Below are 17588 nucleotides of genomic sequence, written 5' to 3'. Positions count from 1 at the left end.
GGCAAGTCCCGGGATGAGAGAATTGATGAAATCATGAATTATGTCCAGACCAATTACTTAACAGTCACTTTGGAGGAGCTTTCCCGCCATATGCACCTGACTCCTCCCTATTTGTCTAAATATATCAAAGAGAAATCAGGGGACACTTTTGGTGGAATTGTAAGAAATGTCCGTATGAAAAAGGCCTGTACCCTGCTCAAAAACGGCAACATGACGGTTGAGACCATTGCCGACAGCGTGGGTTATCCCAATGTGGAGCATTTCAACAGACTTTTCAAGGAAAAATTCGGTATGACGCCCGTTCAGTTCCGCAATAAAAAGCAGGCATAGTGATGAATGGTTCAAAAAACGGCAAGAGCTCCGGGTTATCCGGAGCTCTTGCCGTTTTTTAATATTCCCGGAACATTCTTTGAATGTCTTGCGGGTTATTGGTCTTGGTTAGTGCCAGCATTAAAAGGATGCGGGCTTTCTGCGGGTTCAGGTTGTCGCCGGCGACAAAATTGTATTTGTCATCATTGGCTTCACCGTTACGGGCAACAATACCGTTGCCGACACGGGCGCTTCTAACGATGACTACGCCTTTTTTCTGGGCGGCTTCAATGGCCGGATACTCGGCTTTGCCAATGCTGCCGTTACCGGTACCGGCATGGACAATGCCCTTTACGCCTGCCTGGGTGAGAGCTTCTATCACAACGCCGGTATTGTTGGCATAGTGGTAAACAATATCAACCCGTGGCAGAGCATTTAGTCTGCTGATATCAAATTCGGTATCAGTAGTGTGCTTGCGTAACGGAGCCCGGTAAAATTCCGGCTTATCCCCGGTGAAGAAGCCAAGGGGGCCGATTTCCGGAGCTCTAAAGGTATCGACGCGGTCAGTAATTGTTTTGGTTACATCCCGACTGGCATGAATGGTATCGTTCAGCATAACCAGAACACCTTTGCCAACCGCTTCTTTGCTGCCTGCAAGAATGGTAGCACGGTAGAGGTTGAGCATGCCGTCGGCGCTCATAGCTGTGGGCGGACGCATGGAACCCACAACAACCACCGGTTTATTGCTTTTTACGACTAAGTTAAGGAAATAGGCCGTTTCTTCTAATGTATCGGTACCGTGAGTAATGACAATGCCGTCTACATCATCTTGAGCAAGTAACTGATTAACACGTTTAGCAAGAGTAAGCCAAACTTCATTGGTCATGTTTTCGCTGGCAATTTGGGCTACCTGTTCGCCGCTGACATTCGCAATCTTTTTTAACTCAGGTACATTGTTGATCAAAGCATCAACAGGTGCTACCGCAGCAGTGTAACCTACCGTCGTAGTGCTGGTTGCGCCAGAGCCGGCAATGGTGCCGCCGGTGGCAAGAATCTTAACGTTCGGGAGCCTGGCAGGTGCTTCTGCGAAACATACGGCTTGCAGACTAAATACCAGCAAGCAGATGATCGCGAGCAAACAATAAGTTTTCCGGTTCAATTAGGACCCCTCCTTAGTATAATGGATTCCAAATCAATTATAATTAATCTGGAAAAAAATTCAAAGAGGCATATAAGGTAATATTTGTAAATTATGTTTCGTTCTCGAAGCTTGTCCTCTGATGACGCGATATTTTGAAATATTATGGATTTAAGCAAGATAAAACCCACCCGGACTTCGATCTTACGGAGTCCTGGTGGGTTTTATCTTGTTTATGTATTTATAGGTGTGTAGCCAAGCATAGTGGACAAGCGGTGCACACGTTGCAGCAAGGCCTCACTGTAGCGAAGCTGTTCCTCTTTCGTCATGGAATTTGCAGACAGGCTTACAGCGCCAATAGGCTTGCGATTGTAATTTAAAAGTACTGTTCCAACGCAGAACAACCCATGTTCATTTTCTTCCAGGTCTAATGCATAATTGCGCTGGCGTATCAGGGCAATATCCTTCAGCAGGGTTTCTATGTCTGTGATGGTATTAGAGGTCAATGGTTTAACGTCCATTTTTTCCCACTTATCAATGATTTCCTCATTAGAATAGGTGCTTAAAATTGCCTTGCCGGCGCTTGTGGAATACAGCGGCGAACGCTGCCCAACCCGTGTATAAATTGAAAAGCCGGTATTTTGTTGGTCAAAGCTTTCCAGGCAAAGAAGTTCATTATGATCTTCTATAGAAAATTGAGCGATAATCTTTAAACTCGAAGATAGTTCAGCTAACCCACTTTTAATTAAATTGATATAGTCCAGATTGCGTACTGCTTGCACTCCAACCTCAAAGGCCCGTAAGGATAAAGAGAAGTCTCCCGTTTTAGTATCTCTGTTCAGATATCCATTGCTGTATAGTGTGGAGGCAATACGTGAAAGTGAGGCTTTATTTAAGCCAAGTTTGTTGTGTAAATCATTTATACTGAGGGTTCCATTTTGGGCAATGGTTTCTAGCACTAGCAACGCACGGTCAATGGCCTGTACTGACCCCATTTTAGTATCATTCAGTGGCATTTGCATTTTACTATCTCCTCACCATGTCACATGAATTTATATGACTTTTTAAACATTATACAATTTATGTATTTTCATTGTCAAATGAGCCATGTATTCCATGAATAATAACATGTACATTGTATCATGTATTATTTTCAAAAAGAAAGTACAATTATATGAATTTTAAAATAACCATATTTACTTTTAATTAAAATCAGTGTATTATTAAATTGCGTTTCAAAATAACTATATAACGTTTCAAAATATGTAAAAATCATTTCGAAATAATGAAATTGGAAGGAGTGCAGTGATGGCTAAAGCAAGATTAACTATCGAACTATGTAAAGGTTGCAGATTATGCGTGGGCAACTGTCCTAAGCAAGCAATTATTCCCTTAGAGCAAGTCAATAAAAAGGGATATGAGATTATAACTGTGGACGAAGAGCTATGTATCGGCTGCGGTATGTGCTACAAGGTCTGTCCGGACTATGTCTTTACTATTGAATAATTTATTTGGAGAGGAGAATTCAATTGCATTCAGATTATATGTTGATGAAAGGCAATGAGGCTATAGCCGAAGCTGCGCTTAGAGCAGGCTGTCGTTTCTATGCAGGTTATCCCATTACGCCGCAAAACGAGATTTTGGAATATATGGCAAGCAACATGGAAAAGTGGGGAGGCACCTTCATTCAGGGCGAAAATGAAATTGCCAGTATGAGCATGCTCTGGGGTGCGGCAGCAGCCGGTGCGCGCTGTATGTCCAGCTCTTCCGGCCCTGGCTATGATCTGAAACAGGAGGGCATTTCCTATCTCTCTTCCTATAATCTGCCTGCCGTTATCGTAGACGTCATGCGTTATGGCCTGGGTGACGGCGAAATTACCGAAGGACAGGACTCCTACTGGCAAGCGGTGCGTGGCGGCGGCCATGGCGACAGCCGGCAAATTGTACTGGCTCCGGCCTCTGTGAGTGAATGTGCAGCGCTTACTTATGAAGCATTTCACCTGGCGGAAAAGTACCGCAATGTTGTTATCATCTTAAGCGATGGTGCTATCAGTCAGATGATTGAAAAATGTACACTGCCGCCAACCTATGAGCATGATAAGGACAAATTTGACTGGACGCTGACCGGCAAACCGCGGGGCGTAAAGAAAAATAAGGTCACCAACCTTGACCGCACTATTGGGCGCGAAGCTGCTGACACCATAATGAAAGAGAAGTTTGTTGCCATGTTTGAAAACGAACAACGCTGGGAAGAAGTCATGACCGATGACGCTGAGCTGGTGCTTGTCGCCTATGGCATTTCCTCCCGTGTTTGCAAATCCGCTGTGCGGCAGGCGCGCAAGGAAGGCTTGAAGCTGGGGCTGCTTCGTCCCATTTCCGTATGGCCGTATCCGCGCAAGGCGTTTGAGAAAATGCCGGATTGTGTGAAAGGGTATGTGACAGTGGAGATGAGCCTTTCTACCCAGATGGGTGAGGACATACTGCTTGCCTGTAAGCACAGCAAACCTCTGTATGGTCATTTAACAGGTGTTCGTGTTCCTACCGCTGAGGGCCTTATTGAAGACTGCAAACAGATCCTGGCTGGAAAAGTTAAGCCCGTGGAGGTGCTGTAAGATGGCAAAACTTGAAAAACCTGTATCCATTATCAAACCTGTCGGCTATTGCGGCGGCTGCGGCCATGGCGTTATCCAGCGGCTGATTGCCGAATGCCTGGAAGAACTCGGCATGGCAGATGACACAATCAGTGTAGTGGATATAGCCTGTTCCTACTGGTCGCTGGAAGCATTAGACTTTGACGCTATTGCCGGCCCGCACGGACGTTGTGCAGCGGTGGCTACCGGCGTAAAAAAGGTTCGTCCTGATAAAACCGTATATGTTCATGCCGGGGACGGCTCCTCCTATGTTATCGGTCTGGCTGAGACCTGCTATACTGCCATCCGCGATATTCCGATAACCATGATTGTTGTCAATAACGGTATCTTTGGTATGACCGGCGGCCAGCTGTGTCTTGCTACCACCCTCATAGGCGATAAGACGCTTAGCTCCAAAAAAGGGCGAACCAAAGAACAAGCCGGACAGCCTGTCGACATGCTCAATGTATTCAAGAATTTTGATGTTGAATATGTTGCCAGGGGAGCTTTGTATGATGCCAAGCATGTTGACCAAACCAAGCGTATGATTAAGCGCGGGCTGGAGAATCAACGTGACAAGAAGGGCTTTTCGCTCATCGAGATACTTTCCAACTGTCCCACCAACTGGAAGATGACACCGGTTGAGGCTGCTGAGAAAGTTAAAAACGAAACAGAGAAGGTATTCCCCCTGGGAACCTATGTTGACAGAGGAGGTGCCAAGTAATGGCAGACATCATTCTTGCCGGATTCGGCGGACAGGGCATTTTGACCGCCGGAAAGATTTTAATCGATATTGCCGCTCGTGACGGTAAAAATGTAAGCTGGACGTCATCCTATGGCGCTGAAATGCGCGGCGGCACCGCCAGCTGCAGTGTGGTAGTTTCGGACGAGGAGATAGGCAGCCCCTATCCCACCAAGCTGGATATTTTGGTGGTTATGAACGAACCATCTTATGAAAAGTTCATCGGCGATGTGCGTGACGGCGGCTATGTCATTGTCAACAGCTCACTTGTGGAAGAACGGGAATATCCCAAAAATGTCAAGGTATTCACCATTGATGCCACCAGTCAGGCAAGCAGCCTGGAGAACAGCCGCGCCGCTAACTTGGTCATGTTAGGTGCCATGATGAAGGCCACCGGCTTGATTGACCCGGAAAAGTTTGGCAAGGGACTTAATGAGTATTTTGAAAAAAAGGGCTTCAATAGCCCGAAAAACCTGGAATGCTATAATATTGGCTATACTCAGGCAACGGCAAGGTAGTCAGTAATAGGAGGAGGGATGACGTATGAAGGCTCTGGAAGGACTTAAGGTATTGGATTTGACCCATGCCTATAATGGTCCGTTTTGTACTGCCTTATTGGCGGATAACGGCGCCGAGGTAATTAAAATTGAACCTCTCTGCGGCGATCAGGTGAGAAATTGGGGGCCAATTGATAAAAACAGCGGAGAAAGCGGTTATTTTGCTTTTTTAAATCGGAATAAAAAGGGAGTTACGCTGAATTTAAAGGCTGAGGAAGGAAAAGAGCTCTTCTTCAAAATGGTAAAAGCTGCGGATGTTGTTGTTGAGAACTATCGTGTGGGTGTAACCAAAAAATTGGGTATTGATTATGAAAGCTTACGGGCAATGAACCCCCGTATTGTTTATGCTTCCGGCTCCGGCTTTGGTCAATATGGACCGTTATCGCACCGGGCGGCCTATGATGTTGTTGCCCAGTCTATGGGCGGCATGGTGAATATTACCGGATTCCCCGATTCCCCGCCGACAAAGGTAGGGCCGTCTATCGCCGACAGTGCAACAGGTGTACATCTGTGCCTGGGTATCATGATGGCGCTTTATAACAGAGAACGTACCGGCGAAGGGCAGTATGTTGATGTTGCGATGCTTGATACCGTCTTCAGCCTGCTGGAAAACGCTGTTGTAAGAACGACGATGGCCGGGGAAATACCTGAGCGGCAAGGAAATAGTGCCAATGACATCGCTCCTTTTGACATTTATCAGGCAACAGACGGTTATATCGCCATAGGCGTTGGCAGCGACAAGCTGTTTGAGCAGTTTTGTAAGGCTATTGGTATGCCGGAGTTGGCACACAATCCATTGTACCTGACTAATATTTTGCGGATCAAAAATTATAAGAGCAGCTTGCAGGGGATTATTCAAGCATGGGTTGGCAGTAGAAGTAAGGATGCTGTTGAAAAGATTTTGGAAGAGGCAGGGGTTCCCTGTGGCCCAGTGCTGAATATGCAGGAGTCAATTGATCATCCTCAGATTATCGCAAGAGAAATGATTGTCGATATAAAGCATCCAATTATAGGCGATATGCGTATCCCGGGGTGTCCGATAAAATTCTCCCGAACCCCTGGCAAGGTAGAAATGCCGGCTCCATTGCTTGGTCAGCACAACAAGGAAATATTTGGGCTCACAGATGAACAATCGGATATGTATAAGAAAAAAGGGATTATATAAGAAGTTGAATCCGGTGAGTGTCACCGCTGAAGGGGTAGCTATTGCTGATGACCTGATTATTGAGTACCAGTAAGATAACAGAGGAGGATGCGTGTCATTTCCAATGTAAAGCAATATGGCAGGGAACTGCTGTACATCGTGATTGGTAGTATTATTTATGCCTTGTCCGTCGTCTTATTTATTGATCCTGCCAAAATTATTCCAGGAAGCGTAACCGGCATTGCGGTGATTGCAAAAGCGCTGTTCGGCATTCCCATCGGTCTTCTAAGCGTTATCATAAATGTGCCGCTTATTCTAATTGCTGTATTCTACCTGGGGAGAAAGATGCTGGTCTATACAATACTGACCGTTCTTCTCACTTCGGCGCTGATCGACTGGTGGGCCTTCTTGCCGCCATTTACCGATAATATGCTGCTGGCTGCTATCTTTGGCGGCATCATGATGGGTGTGGGCATGGGGATGATGCTGCCGACAGGGGCGACCACTGGCGGAACAACGGTAGTAGGACGACTGGTTCTCCTTAAATATCCCAATATCCCCATCGGCTATATCCTGTTGATTGTGGATTTTATCATTATTGTTGTCGGTTCGATGCTGCTCAAAGACTGGGATTTGATGTTGTATTCCATTCTTAATCTGTATGTCTGCGTTGTAGTAATCAATAAGGTCATGTATGGCATGAAAATTGATGCAATGTCTGTGGTATTTACTGAACACAGTAAAGAAATTCTGCAAAAAATCCAAGCGACTTTTCCTTGTAAAGTTTCTGCCCTTTCAGATATTCCTGGCCTGCTCTGTATCTGCCGCAAATCGGATGTAAACAAGCTTCAGCGTATAGTTGAGCGCACAGATCCGTCTGCTTTTTGCGCTTCGCTGGACTTGGATTATTCCTTTGGAAAAAATAGTGCAAAGCAACTGCCAAACCAATGCAAAGTAAGCGAGTAGAACCTATGTTGCTAGTAGTACTAGAAGTGAGCAAAACGCAAAGCATACCGGTGAAATAGTTTTGTTCACTTTTATGAAAATATATTAAGGAAAGGAGGTCAAATTCATGTCTCTGGATATTCTTAAAAGCGCAAGTGCGCCCAAAGCAATCGGTCCCTATTCCCATGGCACGAAATGCGGTAATGTTATCATCACTTCCGGTCAGATTCCGCTAGACTCGAAAACCAACCAAATGGTTACAGACATCAGAGAAGCCACTCAGCTTGTTCTAAGCAATCTGCTCTCCGTCGTAGAAGCCGGTGGCGGCAGGCTGGATACAGTGGCTAAAGTGGATGTGTTTGTGAAAAGTCTTGATGATTTCGCTGCCATCAATGAGGTCTATTCTGCCTTCTTCAAAGACCACAAACCTGCGCGCGTATTGATCGAGGCTGGCAATCTTCCAGCTAATGCTCCACTGGAAGCTGCGATGATAGCTTTTGTGGCGGAATAGTAATTTAAATGCTCCTCTACGGAGGGGTGTCTGAAGGACGGGGTGGTTTCACCATGACAACAATACACGCCGCTGCTTTGAGGCACTCCTCTGAGAGAATAAAAGGAGAAGATTATGAAGAATTTCGGTTTTAAGAAACTAATGATTTTCATTATTCTTAGTGGTACCGCTGCTCTTCTTTATCAGCTTCCATACTTGCGCTACACCTTCTATGACCAAATGGCAGCTGCGCTTAATCTCAATGATACCCAAATGGGCGTGTTAGCCTCGTCTGTCAGTTTTGCCAGTACACTGTGTTACCCCATCGGCGGTTACTTTGCTGCCCGTTTCTCTATGCGATCCCTTATATGCGTTACTCTTGCAGGTTGTGTTGCAGTAACAGTTTTATTCGCTTTTACTACCAACTACCTCTTACTTATCATCATCCATATTCTCTACGGTTTTTTCGGTATTGCCACTTTATGGTCTGCATATCTCAGCGGCATTCGTTCTCTTGGTGACGAAAGCAACCAAAGCACTCTTTTTGGCAGCAGTGAAGCAACCCGCGGGATTACTCAAACCATCACTGGTTTCTGCTTTCTCGGTATCATGAATGTTGCTGCCGCCCCGATTCTTGGCTTTCGTTATGTCTTGCTCTTTGGCGCTGCGATTACCGTTGTTTTCCTGATACTGGCTTTCATTTTCCTTCCCCAAGAAGAAAAGAAAGAAACTGTTATCGGTAGTAACGAAGAAGAAGAAAAATACACCACCATGGACGTTCTCAAAAACAAAGGGATTTGGCTTACTACCTGGATTATTATGTGCGCTTATATTTCCTGGAGTCTCGGTAACGGGTATCTTACTACTTATACCGTCCGTGTGCTGGATGTTTCCGAATCGGTTGCTTCGACTCTCGGGATTATTCGCAGTTACGTTATTGTCTTTCTCGCCGGCTTCCTTGGTGGTTGGCTTCTTGACCGCTTTACCTACAAGGGCAAAGGGTTCATACTCCTTTTTGGTATTATTGCTGTGCTCATTGCTGCTATCATGTTTACCAGCAAAGTCATTCCTGTATGCATTGGTTTGACTCTTGTTATTGCTTTCATTGCCAACATAATGAAAGCAACCTACTGGTCGGTTATGGGGCAGGCCGGAATTCCTGTGAAAATGACACCGCTTGGCACCGGGATTATTTCCTTCATTGCATTTCTGCCTGACATGATTGTTCCTGCTATCTGCGGGGTTTGGCTGGATGCTGCTACCGCTGCAGGCAATGTCGAAGCCGGCTTTAACAAGATTTTCATTCTCCTCATTGCATTTTCTGTAGCAGGTATCATCGGTGCTTTCCTGCTTATGAAACAGACTCAATCTATGGACAAAAAGAGGGTTTCTGAAGCAAGCATGACCCCCCAAATTTAAGTGAGTTTGTGCAGAGAATCAATATTAATTATTAATATATAAAAATGAGGTGTAAGTATGGCAGTTGAAAGAATGTTTCAAGCGGTGGAGACTCATTGCGGAAAGCCCATGAGAGTTGTTAGGCGGTGTACCGAGCATACCAGGCAAGAAAGCTATTATACCTACTGTCAGGGGAGAAGCCTGGATTTACGGATACAGCAATTATGTGCTTGATCCGACAGATCCTTTCCCAGAAGGATTTACTGTTGGCGACATATGGTAGTTTTTTGTTACAATGCTAATTGTGCCACATTAACATAAAAAATTTTAGGAGGTATGTATTGTATGAGTAATTTTGAAGAGTTGGCAGAAGCGGTATACCAGGGTGATGATGAAGCAGTAATCATGCTCACCAAGAGTCTGGTAGAATCTGGCGCGAAGCCAATGGAGATTGTCAGCAATGGCTTGCTGGTCGGCATGGACATAGTTGCTCCCAAGTTTAAGTCAGGCGAAATGTTTATTCCGGAAGTTATGATGTGTGCCAGAGCTTTGGGCGAAGGTCTAAAGATTGTTAAGCCGTTGTTATCCACAGAGGATTCGGCCAGTGTATCCACCTTTGTCATGGGAACGGTAAAGGGCGATTTGCATGATATCGGCAAAAATCTGGTAGTCATGCTGCTGGAAAGCGGTGGCTTTAATGTGATTGATATAGGTATAGACGTTGCCCCTGAAACTTTTGTTGAGGCAATTAAAGAACATAAACCCCAGATTGTTGGCATGTGTGCGCTGCTCACCACTACTATGATGGCGATGCAGGATACTATTGATGCCATCACCGAAGCCGGCCTGAGAGACAAGGTTAAAATTTTGGTTGGCGGTGCTCCCTTATATCCGGAGTTTGCGGAAAAAATCGGAGCCGACGGCTATTGTGTCGATGCCGTGGCTTGTAAGGAAATGGCGGCTCAGATGGTGGTTAATAAGTAATAGGAGGATTGCATTGTGCTAATTGTAGGAGAACTGATTAATACAAGCCGGAAGGCCATCAGTGAAGCCGTTGAGGGGAAAGATGCCCAATATATTCAGCAAGTGGCCCGGGAACAGTTAGAGGCAGGCGCCAGCTATATTGACGTCAACTGCGGCAATAAGGTGTTTAATGAAGTGGAGTATATGCAGTGGCTGGTAACTACCATTCAGGAAGCCGTGCAGGCGCCGCTCTGTATCGACAGCCCCAACCCGCAGGCGCTGGAAGCCGGCTTGGCCTTGGCTAAATACGGTACGCCAATGATTAATTCCATCACCGACGAGGGGCCAAGATTTGAAGCAATCCTGCCTTTGGTACTGAAGTATAAAGCCAAGGTAGTTGCCCTGTGCATGGACGATCATGGAATGCCGGAGACGGCGGCAGACCGGATGCGGGTGGTGGACAGCCTGTATCGCAAATTGACTGCGGCAGGGGTTAAGGATGACGATATCTATTTTGACCCGTTGGTAAAACCCGTAAGCAGTGTGCAGACAGCAGGGGTCGAAGTGCTGGAGACCATCAAGCTGATAAAACAAAACTATCCTGACGTTCACTTTATGTGCGGCCTGAGCAATGTGTCCTACGGGCTGCCTAACAGGAAGGTGCTGAACCGGTTGTTTGTGGCTCAGACCATGACCCTGGGGATGGACGGGTATATTTTGAATCCGACCGATAAGAGCATGATGGGAGTCATTTATGCCGGCGCGACGCTGTTAGGCAAAGATGATTACTGCATGGGCTATTTAAAAGCGCATCGCAAAGGGATTTATGAAGAATAAAAGCAGATGAATTAAAGTAGCAGGATGTGAACGTGTTTAAGGTGTTATCCGCTGTTAGCGATTGCAGCGGTAACACCCTAAGACTGCAGCAGACTCGCGGTAGAAATATTAGTTGCAACAGGCAGTAGGCAATCCTAACAATAAAATAAAGATAAGAGGGAGCGAGGATATGGACAGCAAAAAAATGAGAAAAGTAGTCTTATCAATGTTTGAAGACAATGATTTACAGCGGGTACACGATTTTTCCATGAAACTGCTCTGGGAAAATGGAATTACCTTTCCCGGTAAACGTGCGCTGGATATTTTCAAAAAACATGGCTTCCGTGTAGAAGGGGAGCAGGTATATATTACCGAGAGCCAAGTGCGTAAGGCTCTTGAGACTGCTCCGTCTCATTTTGTTATACGCGGGCGAAACAGCGAGCGGAATCTGGATTTGGGAGCCGGTGATTACGGTGTGCCTGGCCCTATCGGCCCGGTTAATGTATTGGACTTGGATCAGGGACGCAGGCTGGGAACCTTAAAAGACATGGAAAATCTGGTGAAAATATATCAGGCCAGTAATGTCATGACCATGAACTCAAATAATGGTGTGGAAGCGAATGATATTGATATTAGTGTGCGTCATCTGATGATAATGCGTGCCTTGCTACGCCATACGGATAAGCCTTTTTATACCAAGCTGTTCACCTATGAGCAGATGCATGAAGCTATGGATATGATCGAAATTGTTATGGGTGAAAAGCTGGTGCCGGGCGGGAATATTTACCTGTCCTCAGGCTCTACTCCTTCCCTTAGCCCGATGGCATGGAGCAGTGAGGTAACGGATTGTATTATTGCGCTGTCTGAGCGCGGGCAGGTGGTTACCACCGGAACAGCTACCAGCACAGGTGTAACCGGACCAGTCAGAATATTTGGAACTCTGGTTATGCAGAATGCAGAACTGCTATCCGGTATTGTCTTATCACAGCTTGTAAACCCAGGCAATCCAGTAGGCTATGGTACAGGGGCAACACCAGGAAATATGCGGGGAGCCAAGTACTGCTGCGGTTCACCGGACCGGGTGGCGCTGCAGGTTGGCTCGATTGAACTGGGAAAACGCTTTTATAAATTGCCTTCCCGTACCATTACCTACGGCTCAGACTCTGTGAATATGGATGTGCAGGGCGGTATCGAATCCTATGAAAATGTAATGGGCAACACATTATCCGGGGCTGACTATATGCTCTCGGAAATCGGTACCCTGGAAGGCTTGATGACAACTTCATACGAAAAGACTATTATTGACGAGGAAATCACCAGCCGGTTATTGCACATGAGAAACGGCATTGACATCTCAGACGAGGCGGCATCCCTAGATGTGATAATGAAAGTAGGCAGCCGCGGCGAATTTATCACCAGTAAAGACACAATGGCGCATTTCCGCGAAGGCTGGTATCCCAAATATACGGACTGGAACAGTACTCCGGCTTCCAGAAGTATTGAGGATTATGAATACGTGCTGCGCCGGGCTAATGCAGAATGGAAACGGCGGCTGGCAGAAGCACCGGATACCATGCTGGATAAGGCGGTAGAGCAGGAACTGGAAGCGTATATTAAAAATCATTCTAAATAATTTCTCCGTACTACATGTTTCAGGAAGGGAATGATGATTTATGTCAACCGGTCAAGACTCGCAAAGTCGTATTGTTTTGTATGTTTCGGCTACTATTGCCTTATTGTTTGTAGCAGTTAGTATAATTATGCCTGTTCAAACAGATAAAGCGGCTAATACCATGTTAGCTTTTTTAACAGTTAATTTTGGATGGCTATACTTGCTGTCAGTGTTTATCTTTACAGTGACTGTCATTGGTGCTGCTCTGAGCCGCTATGGCGGCATCAAGCTTGGTAAAGATGACGATAAGCCGGAGTTTACTAATTTCCAATGGTTTACCATGCTATTTGGCAGTGGTATGGGGGTAGGCTTGCTTTACTGGGCAGTTGCTGAACCCATGATTCATTATATGAAGCCTCCTATTGGGGAGGCGCAAACGGCAGAAGCCATGTTTTTGGCTATGCGGTATATATTTAATGATTTTGGCATCCATGTCTGGATTATCTATGGGGTCTGCGGTTTAGCCTTGGCATACTTCCAGTTTCGGAAAGGTCTGCCCTGTTTGATTAGTTCGGCGTTTTATCCGATACTTGGTGAACGCATTCATGGGCCTATCGGCAAAACTATTGATATTCTAACGGTTGTTACTACCATATTTGGCGTGGCCACCAGCTTGGGGCTGGGGGCCAACCAGATTGCCGGGGGGCTACAGTATATTTGGGGAATCAAATCATCACCACAGATAGCTGCCATGGCTATCGGGGTAATAACAACGGTTGTTACACTGGCCACGATTTCCGGGCTGCACAAAGCCATGCAGGTTGTTGCCGATACCAAGGTTTGGCTGATGAGCGCGTTTATGTTATTTACTTTCTTGTTAGGTGGAGCGGTTTTCCAATTAAATATTTTTACCCATACGCTTGGTGATTACTTGCAGAACTTTATCGGCCAAAGCCTATGGATGGGCAATCTTGAATGGACACAAGCATGGCCGGTGTTTTACAGGGCTTGGTATATTGCCTGGGCTGGGTTTGTCGGTCAATTTGTAGCCCGAGTTTCCAAGGGACGTACTATTCGCGAATTTGTTCTTGCAATAACCCTATTACCATCAGGTTTCTGCTTCATTTGGCTGGCAATATACGGCGGAGCTGCTTTCCACCTAGATTCTTTGTCCAATGGTGCTATTCAGGCAGCTGTGCAAGCAGATACAGCAACAGCTTTGTTTGCTCTTCTTAAACACTTGCCATTGTATGCAATTACCGCCCCACTGGCGATTGTCGCAATTGTGACTTCTCTTACAGCCGCCGTTAACTCTGCTACCTATACGTTAGGTATGCTGACTTCAGGCGGAGACATGGAACCTAGTAAAAAATTGCGCGCTTTCTGGGGTATTGCACAAGGTGCTGTAACCATTATGTTGATTCTGGTTGGTGGTACCTCTATTTTGAAGAGTATGCAAACGGCTTCCATCGCGGGTGCTTTTCCGTTCATGCTGATTATGCTGGTCATGTGTTACTGTGTAGTTAAAGCCTTTTCTGAGGAAGAAGTGTAGTTTTAGATAATTAAAATTCAAAATTATGTGAATACAAGCATAATTAAAAATTAAGGGAGGTAAAAAGTATGGCTTTTAAAAGAATGTTTGATGCAATTGAAGTTCATGAAGGCGAACCATTGCGGGTAGTTACAACTGGTGTTCCTACTATTCCCGGAGATTCTGTTTATGAGATGTGCCGTTGGTTAGAAAAAAATGACGATCAGCTCAGGCTGTTGATGCTAAGAGAGCCTCGCGGTACCCCGGCAACCTGCTGCAACCTGATTGTCCCGGCAAAAGATCCCCGTGCCGCAGCAGGCTTTATTATCATGGAACAGGTAGAATACCCAATGATGAGCGGCGGCAATGTTATGGCTGTAGCAACCGCACTTCTTGAAACCGGCCTTCTTCCCATGCAAGAACCGGTTACTGAGTTTAATCTCGAAGCCCCGGCAGGGCTTATTCCCATCAAGGCAGAGTGCAGTCATGGAAAAGTTACGCAGGTAACTTTCAAAAATGTTCCGGCATTTGCAGTCCATCTGGATAAAGAGATAGAGGTTCCTCATCTGGGAAAAGTAAAAGTAGATATTGCCTGGGGCGGGATGTTTTATGTAGTAATTGATGCGACGCAGTTTGAAGGTTTAACATTGGTTCCTGAAAAAGGAAAAGACATTGTTAGAATCTCTGCGTTAGTTACAAAAGCGGCTCAAGAGCAGATCCAGGTTGAACATCCTGATTATCCGGGAGTCGGAATTACCTTATCTATCATGCATCAGCCGCCGCTCACTCCGGGAAAAACCATGCGTTCTTCCAATGTGGTGATGTCAGGGGAGATTGATTTTAATAATCCGGCCACCTGGACAGGTGCCTTGGATCGTGGCTGCTGCGGAACCGGTACCTGCGCGTTGATGGCCGTTGCTTATGCAAAAGGGAAGCTGAAGCTGAACGAACCATTCTATAACGAAGGGCTTATGGGAATTACATTTACAGGACATGCTGTCGAAGAAACTGAAATTCATGGATATAAGGCAATTGTCCCTACAGTTGGAGGACAATGCTGGATTTACGGATTTAGTAAATGGGTTCTGCATGAAACCGATCCATTTCCGAACGGATTTACAATCGGAGATGTTTGGTAAGTTGATGTAAAACAGGGACAGGTATGTTGCTTTAATTTTAAAGTAACATACCTGTCCCTTATATATAATTGACAATCCAACTTGTTAAGGGGGCATCCAGATGGGACAAAAATTATTTCAGGGAATTCGTCTAAAGCTAATTGCCAACTCAATTCTGCTAATCCTTATAGCGGTATTGCCGCTAGGAATAATTCTGAATGCAATAACTCAAGCAGCTCTTCTCAAAAGTTATTTCAGGACCTCAGAACAACAGATACAAACAATCAATGAAGCAATCAATTTGTTTCAGGGAGCGGTTGACAAAGATATAACAATGTTTGCGGCTAATCCCCTCATTCTTAAAGCCGATAATACCATAACAAAATACATGGATATAGATATGAAAAAAGTCATGACACCTTCAAAAAATGGCGGTATAGAGCAGGAAATCTTTCAAGCCTTCGAACATTATGGGAAAACTCACCCAGGCACTCTCTATGTATATATGGGCACTGAATCAGGCGGCTATGTTCTATGGCCGGAAGACAGCATTTGGGCTCATTATGACCCTCGTGAAAGGCCATGGTACAAAGCCGCCCTCAATGGCAATGATACGATTTCCCGGACAGCTCCCTATGTTGATGCGTCAGCCGGCGGTTTAGGCGGTTTAATTGTCAGCAATGCGACACCGATAAAAAACTCCGAGGGACAAGTAATCGGCGTTATGGGAATTGACGCTTCCACAGCCAGAATTACAGAAATCTTAAACGGCATAAAAATCGGCGAAACTGGTTATTGCATGATGATACATAAATCTGGCATGATTTTGGCAGACCCCAGTAATCCACAGAATAATAACAAGTATGTAAAAGATATTGGCATCGAGGGGCTTGAAAACATACTGGAGGCACCTCAGGTTCAGACTGAACTGACAATTAACGGCATTCATTTCGCTGTTGTTTCAGCGCAAGCGTCAAATTCGGACTGGGTTATAGCTACTTTCCTGCCAACACAAGAGCTGTATAAAACGTCCACGGAAATCCGAAACAACATTATTTTAATTAGTATTGCCACACTGATTATCGGCCTGATCATAACCCTGATAACTTCAAATAAGATTGCCCGGCCAATAACAATGCTTTCCGATGTGGCGCGAAGCATTGCCGGAGGCGACCTGGGCATAACTGTTCGATGTAGCGGGGTAAAAAATGAAATAGGCGTTCTTGAAAACAGCATTGGACAAATGGTAGCGAATTTGCGGAGCATGATTGCCGAAGCAACGCAGGCATCTGAACAGTTGGCGGCAGCATCAGAGGAACTAACCGCAATTTCAGCAAACTCTGTCAAGGCCTCCGAACAGGTAGCAGCATCGGTTAATGATATGGCTAAAAATACATCAGGACAATTGGCTGAAACTAACGATACCCTGCTGGTAGTAGAAAAGATGTCAACAAGCATTAAACAAGTAGATGATAACATTACGGTTGTTGCCAGCCAGTCAAATCAAGTTGTTGAGAAAGCGAACGACAGCAGAATCCTTGTTAGTAAGGCTGCCAATCAGATGGAACAAATTGAGAATACTGTAAATAACTCTGCCAAAGTGGTGTCTAAGCTTGGGGAGCGCTCCAGGGAGATAGGCCAAATCGTGGATACGATAACAGGTATCGCCGGACAGACCAACCTCCTTGCCCTGAATGCCGCCATTGAAGCAGCACGGGCCGGAGAACGTGGCCGGGGCTTTACCGTTGTGGCGGAAGAAGTACGCAAGCTGGCCGAGCAATCACAGGCAGCCACCAAGCAAATTGCCACGCTGATTAATGAAATCCAGGCCGATACCAATGAAGCAGTAGCGGCTATGGATAATGGCACCCAGGAAGTCAAACTGGGTGTTGAGCTATTAAACGCCTCCGGTAAATCATTTCAGGAAATTGCCGAAATGATCAACGAAGTGTCCAACAAGGTCATGGAAATATCGTTACTCAGTAATCAAATGCAGGGAGGCAGCCGGCAAATTGTCGAGTCGGTAAAACGGATTAACGAGTCCAACAAGAATTCGTTCAAGGAAGCCGAAACCATAGCGTCAGCTGCCACAGAGCAGTCGGTTGCGATGGATGAAATTGCATCCGCAAGTCAATCACTGGCTACGCTAGCCCAGTCGCTGCAGGATTCTATTAGAAACTTTGGTATATAAATTA

18 protein-coding genes are annotated in these 17588 nt (G+C 45.7%); 16 read left to right on the top strand and 2 right to left on the bottom strand.

Annotation, left to right across the window (positions count from 1 at the left end; all coding sequences use genetic code 11):
• The first annotated feature begins 33 nt into the window (after positions 1-33).
• A complete protein-coding gene (locus SPSPH_RS18980; RefSeq protein ID WP_331250344.1) occupies positions 34-330 on the top strand; it encodes an AraC family transcriptional regulator in 297 nt (98 codons plus the stop codon).
• A gap of 58 nt (positions 331-388) precedes the next feature.
• Here the strand turns inward: SPSPH_RS18980 and SPSPH_RS18975 are convergent, their stop codons facing one another.
• Complete coding sequence (locus SPSPH_RS18975; RefSeq protein WP_075757996.1) at positions 389-1468, bottom strand: type II asparaginase; 1080 nt, start codon at positions 1466-1468, stop codon at positions 389-391.
• A gap of 212 nt (positions 1469-1680) precedes the next feature.
• Positions 1681-2469, bottom strand: a complete 789-nt coding sequence (locus SPSPH_RS18970; protein ID WP_083945732.1) for an IclR family transcriptional regulator — start codon at positions 2467-2469, stop codon at positions 1681-1683.
• A gap of 286 nt (positions 2470-2755) precedes the next feature.
• Here SPSPH_RS18970 and SPSPH_RS18965 point away from each other — a divergent pair, with 286 nt between their 5' ends.
• The 15 genes from SPSPH_RS18965 to SPSPH_RS18895 all read left to right on the top strand — a co-directional run bounded on the left by SPSPH_RS18965 (position 2756) and on the right by SPSPH_RS18895 (position 17584).
• Positions 2756-2953, top strand: a complete 198-nt coding sequence (locus tag SPSPH_RS18965) for a 4Fe-4S binding protein (protein WP_075757995.1) — start codon at positions 2756-2758, stop codon at positions 2951-2953.
• Between the two features lie 23 nt (positions 2954-2976).
• Positions 2977-4059 (top strand): 3-methyl-2-oxobutanoate dehydrogenase subunit VorB, encoded by a 1083-nt coding sequence (vorB, locus tag SPSPH_RS18960; protein ID WP_233139208.1) that lies wholly within the window; start codon positions 2977-2979, stop codon positions 4057-4059.
• Position 4060: 1 nt separating this feature from the next.
• The gene (locus SPSPH_RS18955) at positions 4061-4801 is read left to right on the top strand and encodes a thiamine pyrophosphate-dependent enzyme (RefSeq protein ID WP_075757994.1); all 741 of its coding nucleotides are present in this window, start codon (positions 4061-4063) and stop codon (positions 4799-4801) included.
• Positions 4801-5337, top strand: a complete 537-nt coding sequence (locus tag SPSPH_RS18950) for a 2-oxoacid:acceptor oxidoreductase family protein (protein WP_075757993.1) — start codon at positions 4801-4803, stop codon at positions 5335-5337. Before SPSPH_RS18955 ends, SPSPH_RS18950 begins: the two co-directional genes overlap by 1 nt.
• Before the next feature lie 25 nt (positions 5338-5362).
• Positions 5363-6541: a CaiB/BaiF CoA transferase family protein gene (locus SPSPH_RS18945; protein WP_075757992.1), complete on the top strand. Its 1179-nt coding sequence runs from the start codon at positions 5363-5365 to the stop codon at positions 6539-6541.
• 87 nt (positions 6542-6628) lie between these two features.
• A complete protein-coding gene (locus tag SPSPH_RS18940) occupies positions 6629-7486 on the top strand; it encodes a YitT family protein (RefSeq protein WP_075757991.1) in 858 nt (285 codons plus the stop codon).
• 106 nt (positions 7487-7592) lie between these two features.
• Complete coding sequence (locus SPSPH_RS18935) at positions 7593-7976, top strand: Rid family detoxifying hydrolase (RefSeq protein ID WP_075757990.1); 384 nt, start codon at positions 7593-7595, stop codon at positions 7974-7976.
• 141 nt (positions 7977-8117) lie between these two features.
• Positions 8118-9374: an MFS transporter gene (locus SPSPH_RS18930; protein ID WP_181382945.1), complete on the top strand. Its 1257-nt coding sequence runs from the start codon at positions 8118-8120 to the stop codon at positions 9372-9374.
• A 115-nt stretch (positions 9375-9489) separates the two neighbouring features.
• Entirely contained in the window at positions 9490-9636 is a 147-nt protein-coding gene (locus tag SPSPH_RS18925) for a proline racemase family protein (protein ID WP_083945731.1), read from the top strand.
• Between the two features lie 62 nt (positions 9637-9698).
• Positions 9699-10337, top strand: coding sequence for a corrinoid protein (locus SPSPH_RS18920; RefSeq protein WP_075757988.1), 639 nt, complete (start codon positions 9699-9701; stop codon positions 10335-10337).
• A gap of 15 nt (positions 10338-10352) precedes the next feature.
• A complete protein-coding gene (locus SPSPH_RS18915) occupies positions 10353-11153 on the top strand; it encodes a methyltetrahydrofolate cobalamin methyltransferase (protein ID WP_075757987.1) in 801 nt (266 codons plus the stop codon).
• 169 nt (positions 11154-11322) lie between these two features.
• The gene (locus SPSPH_RS18910) at positions 11323-12765 is read left to right on the top strand and encodes a trimethylamine methyltransferase family protein (RefSeq protein WP_075757986.1); all 1443 of its coding nucleotides are present in this window, start codon (positions 11323-11325) and stop codon (positions 12763-12765) included.
• 40 nt (positions 12766-12805) lie between these two features.
• A complete protein-coding gene (locus tag SPSPH_RS18905; RefSeq protein ID WP_075757985.1) occupies positions 12806-14296 on the top strand; it encodes a BCCT family transporter in 1491 nt (496 codons plus the stop codon).
• Between the two features lie 68 nt (positions 14297-14364).
• Positions 14365-15414 (top strand): proline racemase family protein, encoded by a 1050-nt coding sequence (locus SPSPH_RS18900; protein ID WP_075757984.1) that lies wholly within the window; start codon positions 14365-14367, stop codon positions 15412-15414.
• Between the two features lie 100 nt (positions 15415-15514).
• A complete protein-coding gene (locus tag SPSPH_RS18895) occupies positions 15515-17584 on the top strand; it encodes a methyl-accepting chemotaxis protein (RefSeq protein ID WP_075757983.1) in 2070 nt (689 codons plus the stop codon).
• Positions 17585-17588 lie beyond the last annotated feature (4 nt).

The organism is Sporomusa sphaeroides DSM 2875, assembly GCF_001941975.2.
In the GTDB taxonomy this organism is placed as follows: domain Bacteria; phylum Bacillota; class Negativicutes; order Sporomusales; family Sporomusaceae; genus Sporomusa; species Sporomusa sphaeroides.
This window is presented reverse-complemented; position numbering and strand designations above follow the sequence as displayed.

What these genes read in the sequence shown, in the direction of transcription:
- SPSPH_RS18970 (WP_083945732.1), bottom strand. Translation starts at nt 2,469, where the DNA reads ATGCAAATGCCACTGAATGATACTAAAATGGGGTCAGTACAGGCCATT.
- SPSPH_RS18945 (WP_075757992.1), top strand. Translation starts at nt 5,363, where the DNA reads ATGAAGGCTCTGGAAGGACTTAAGGTATTGGATTTGACCCATGCCTAT.
- SPSPH_RS18930 (WP_181382945.1), top strand. Translation starts at nt 8,118, where the DNA reads ATGATTTTCATTATTCTTAGTGGTACCGCTGCTCTTCTTTATCAGCTT.
- SPSPH_RS18900 (WP_075757984.1), top strand. Translation starts at nt 14,365, where the DNA reads ATGGCTTTTAAAAGAATGTTTGATGCAATTGAAGTTCATGAAGGCGAA.
- SPSPH_RS18965 (WP_075757995.1), top strand. Translation starts at nt 2,756, where the DNA reads ATGGCTAAAGCAAGATTAACTATCGAACTATGTAAAGGTTGCAGATTA.
- SPSPH_RS18920 (WP_075757988.1), top strand. Translation starts at nt 9,699, where the DNA reads ATGAGTAATTTTGAAGAGTTGGCAGAAGCGGTATACCAGGGTGATGAT.
- SPSPH_RS18940 (WP_075757991.1), top strand. Translation starts at nt 6,629, where the DNA reads ATGCGTGTCATTTCCAATGTAAAGCAATATGGCAGGGAACTGCTGTAC.
- SPSPH_RS18955 (WP_075757994.1), top strand. Translation starts at nt 4,061, where the DNA reads ATGGCAAAACTTGAAAAACCTGTATCCATTATCAAACCTGTCGGCTAT.
- SPSPH_RS18905 (WP_075757985.1), top strand. Translation starts at nt 12,806, where the DNA reads ATGTCAACCGGTCAAGACTCGCAAAGTCGTATTGTTTTGTATGTTTCG.
- SPSPH_RS18935 (WP_075757990.1), top strand. Translation starts at nt 7,593, where the DNA reads ATGTCTCTGGATATTCTTAAAAGCGCAAGTGCGCCCAAAGCAATCGGT.
- SPSPH_RS18895 (WP_075757983.1), top strand. Translation starts at nt 15,515, where the DNA reads ATGGGACAAAAATTATTTCAGGGAATTCGTCTAAAGCTAATTGCCAAC.
- SPSPH_RS18910 (WP_075757986.1), top strand. Translation starts at nt 11,323, where the DNA reads ATGGACAGCAAAAAAATGAGAAAAGTAGTCTTATCAATGTTTGAAGAC.
- SPSPH_RS18950 (WP_075757993.1), top strand. Translation starts at nt 4,801, where the DNA reads ATGGCAGACATCATTCTTGCCGGATTCGGCGGACAGGGCATTTTGACC.
- SPSPH_RS18980 (WP_331250344.1), top strand. Translation starts at nt 34, where the DNA reads ATGAATTATGTCCAGACCAATTACTTAACAGTCACTTTGGAGGAGCTT.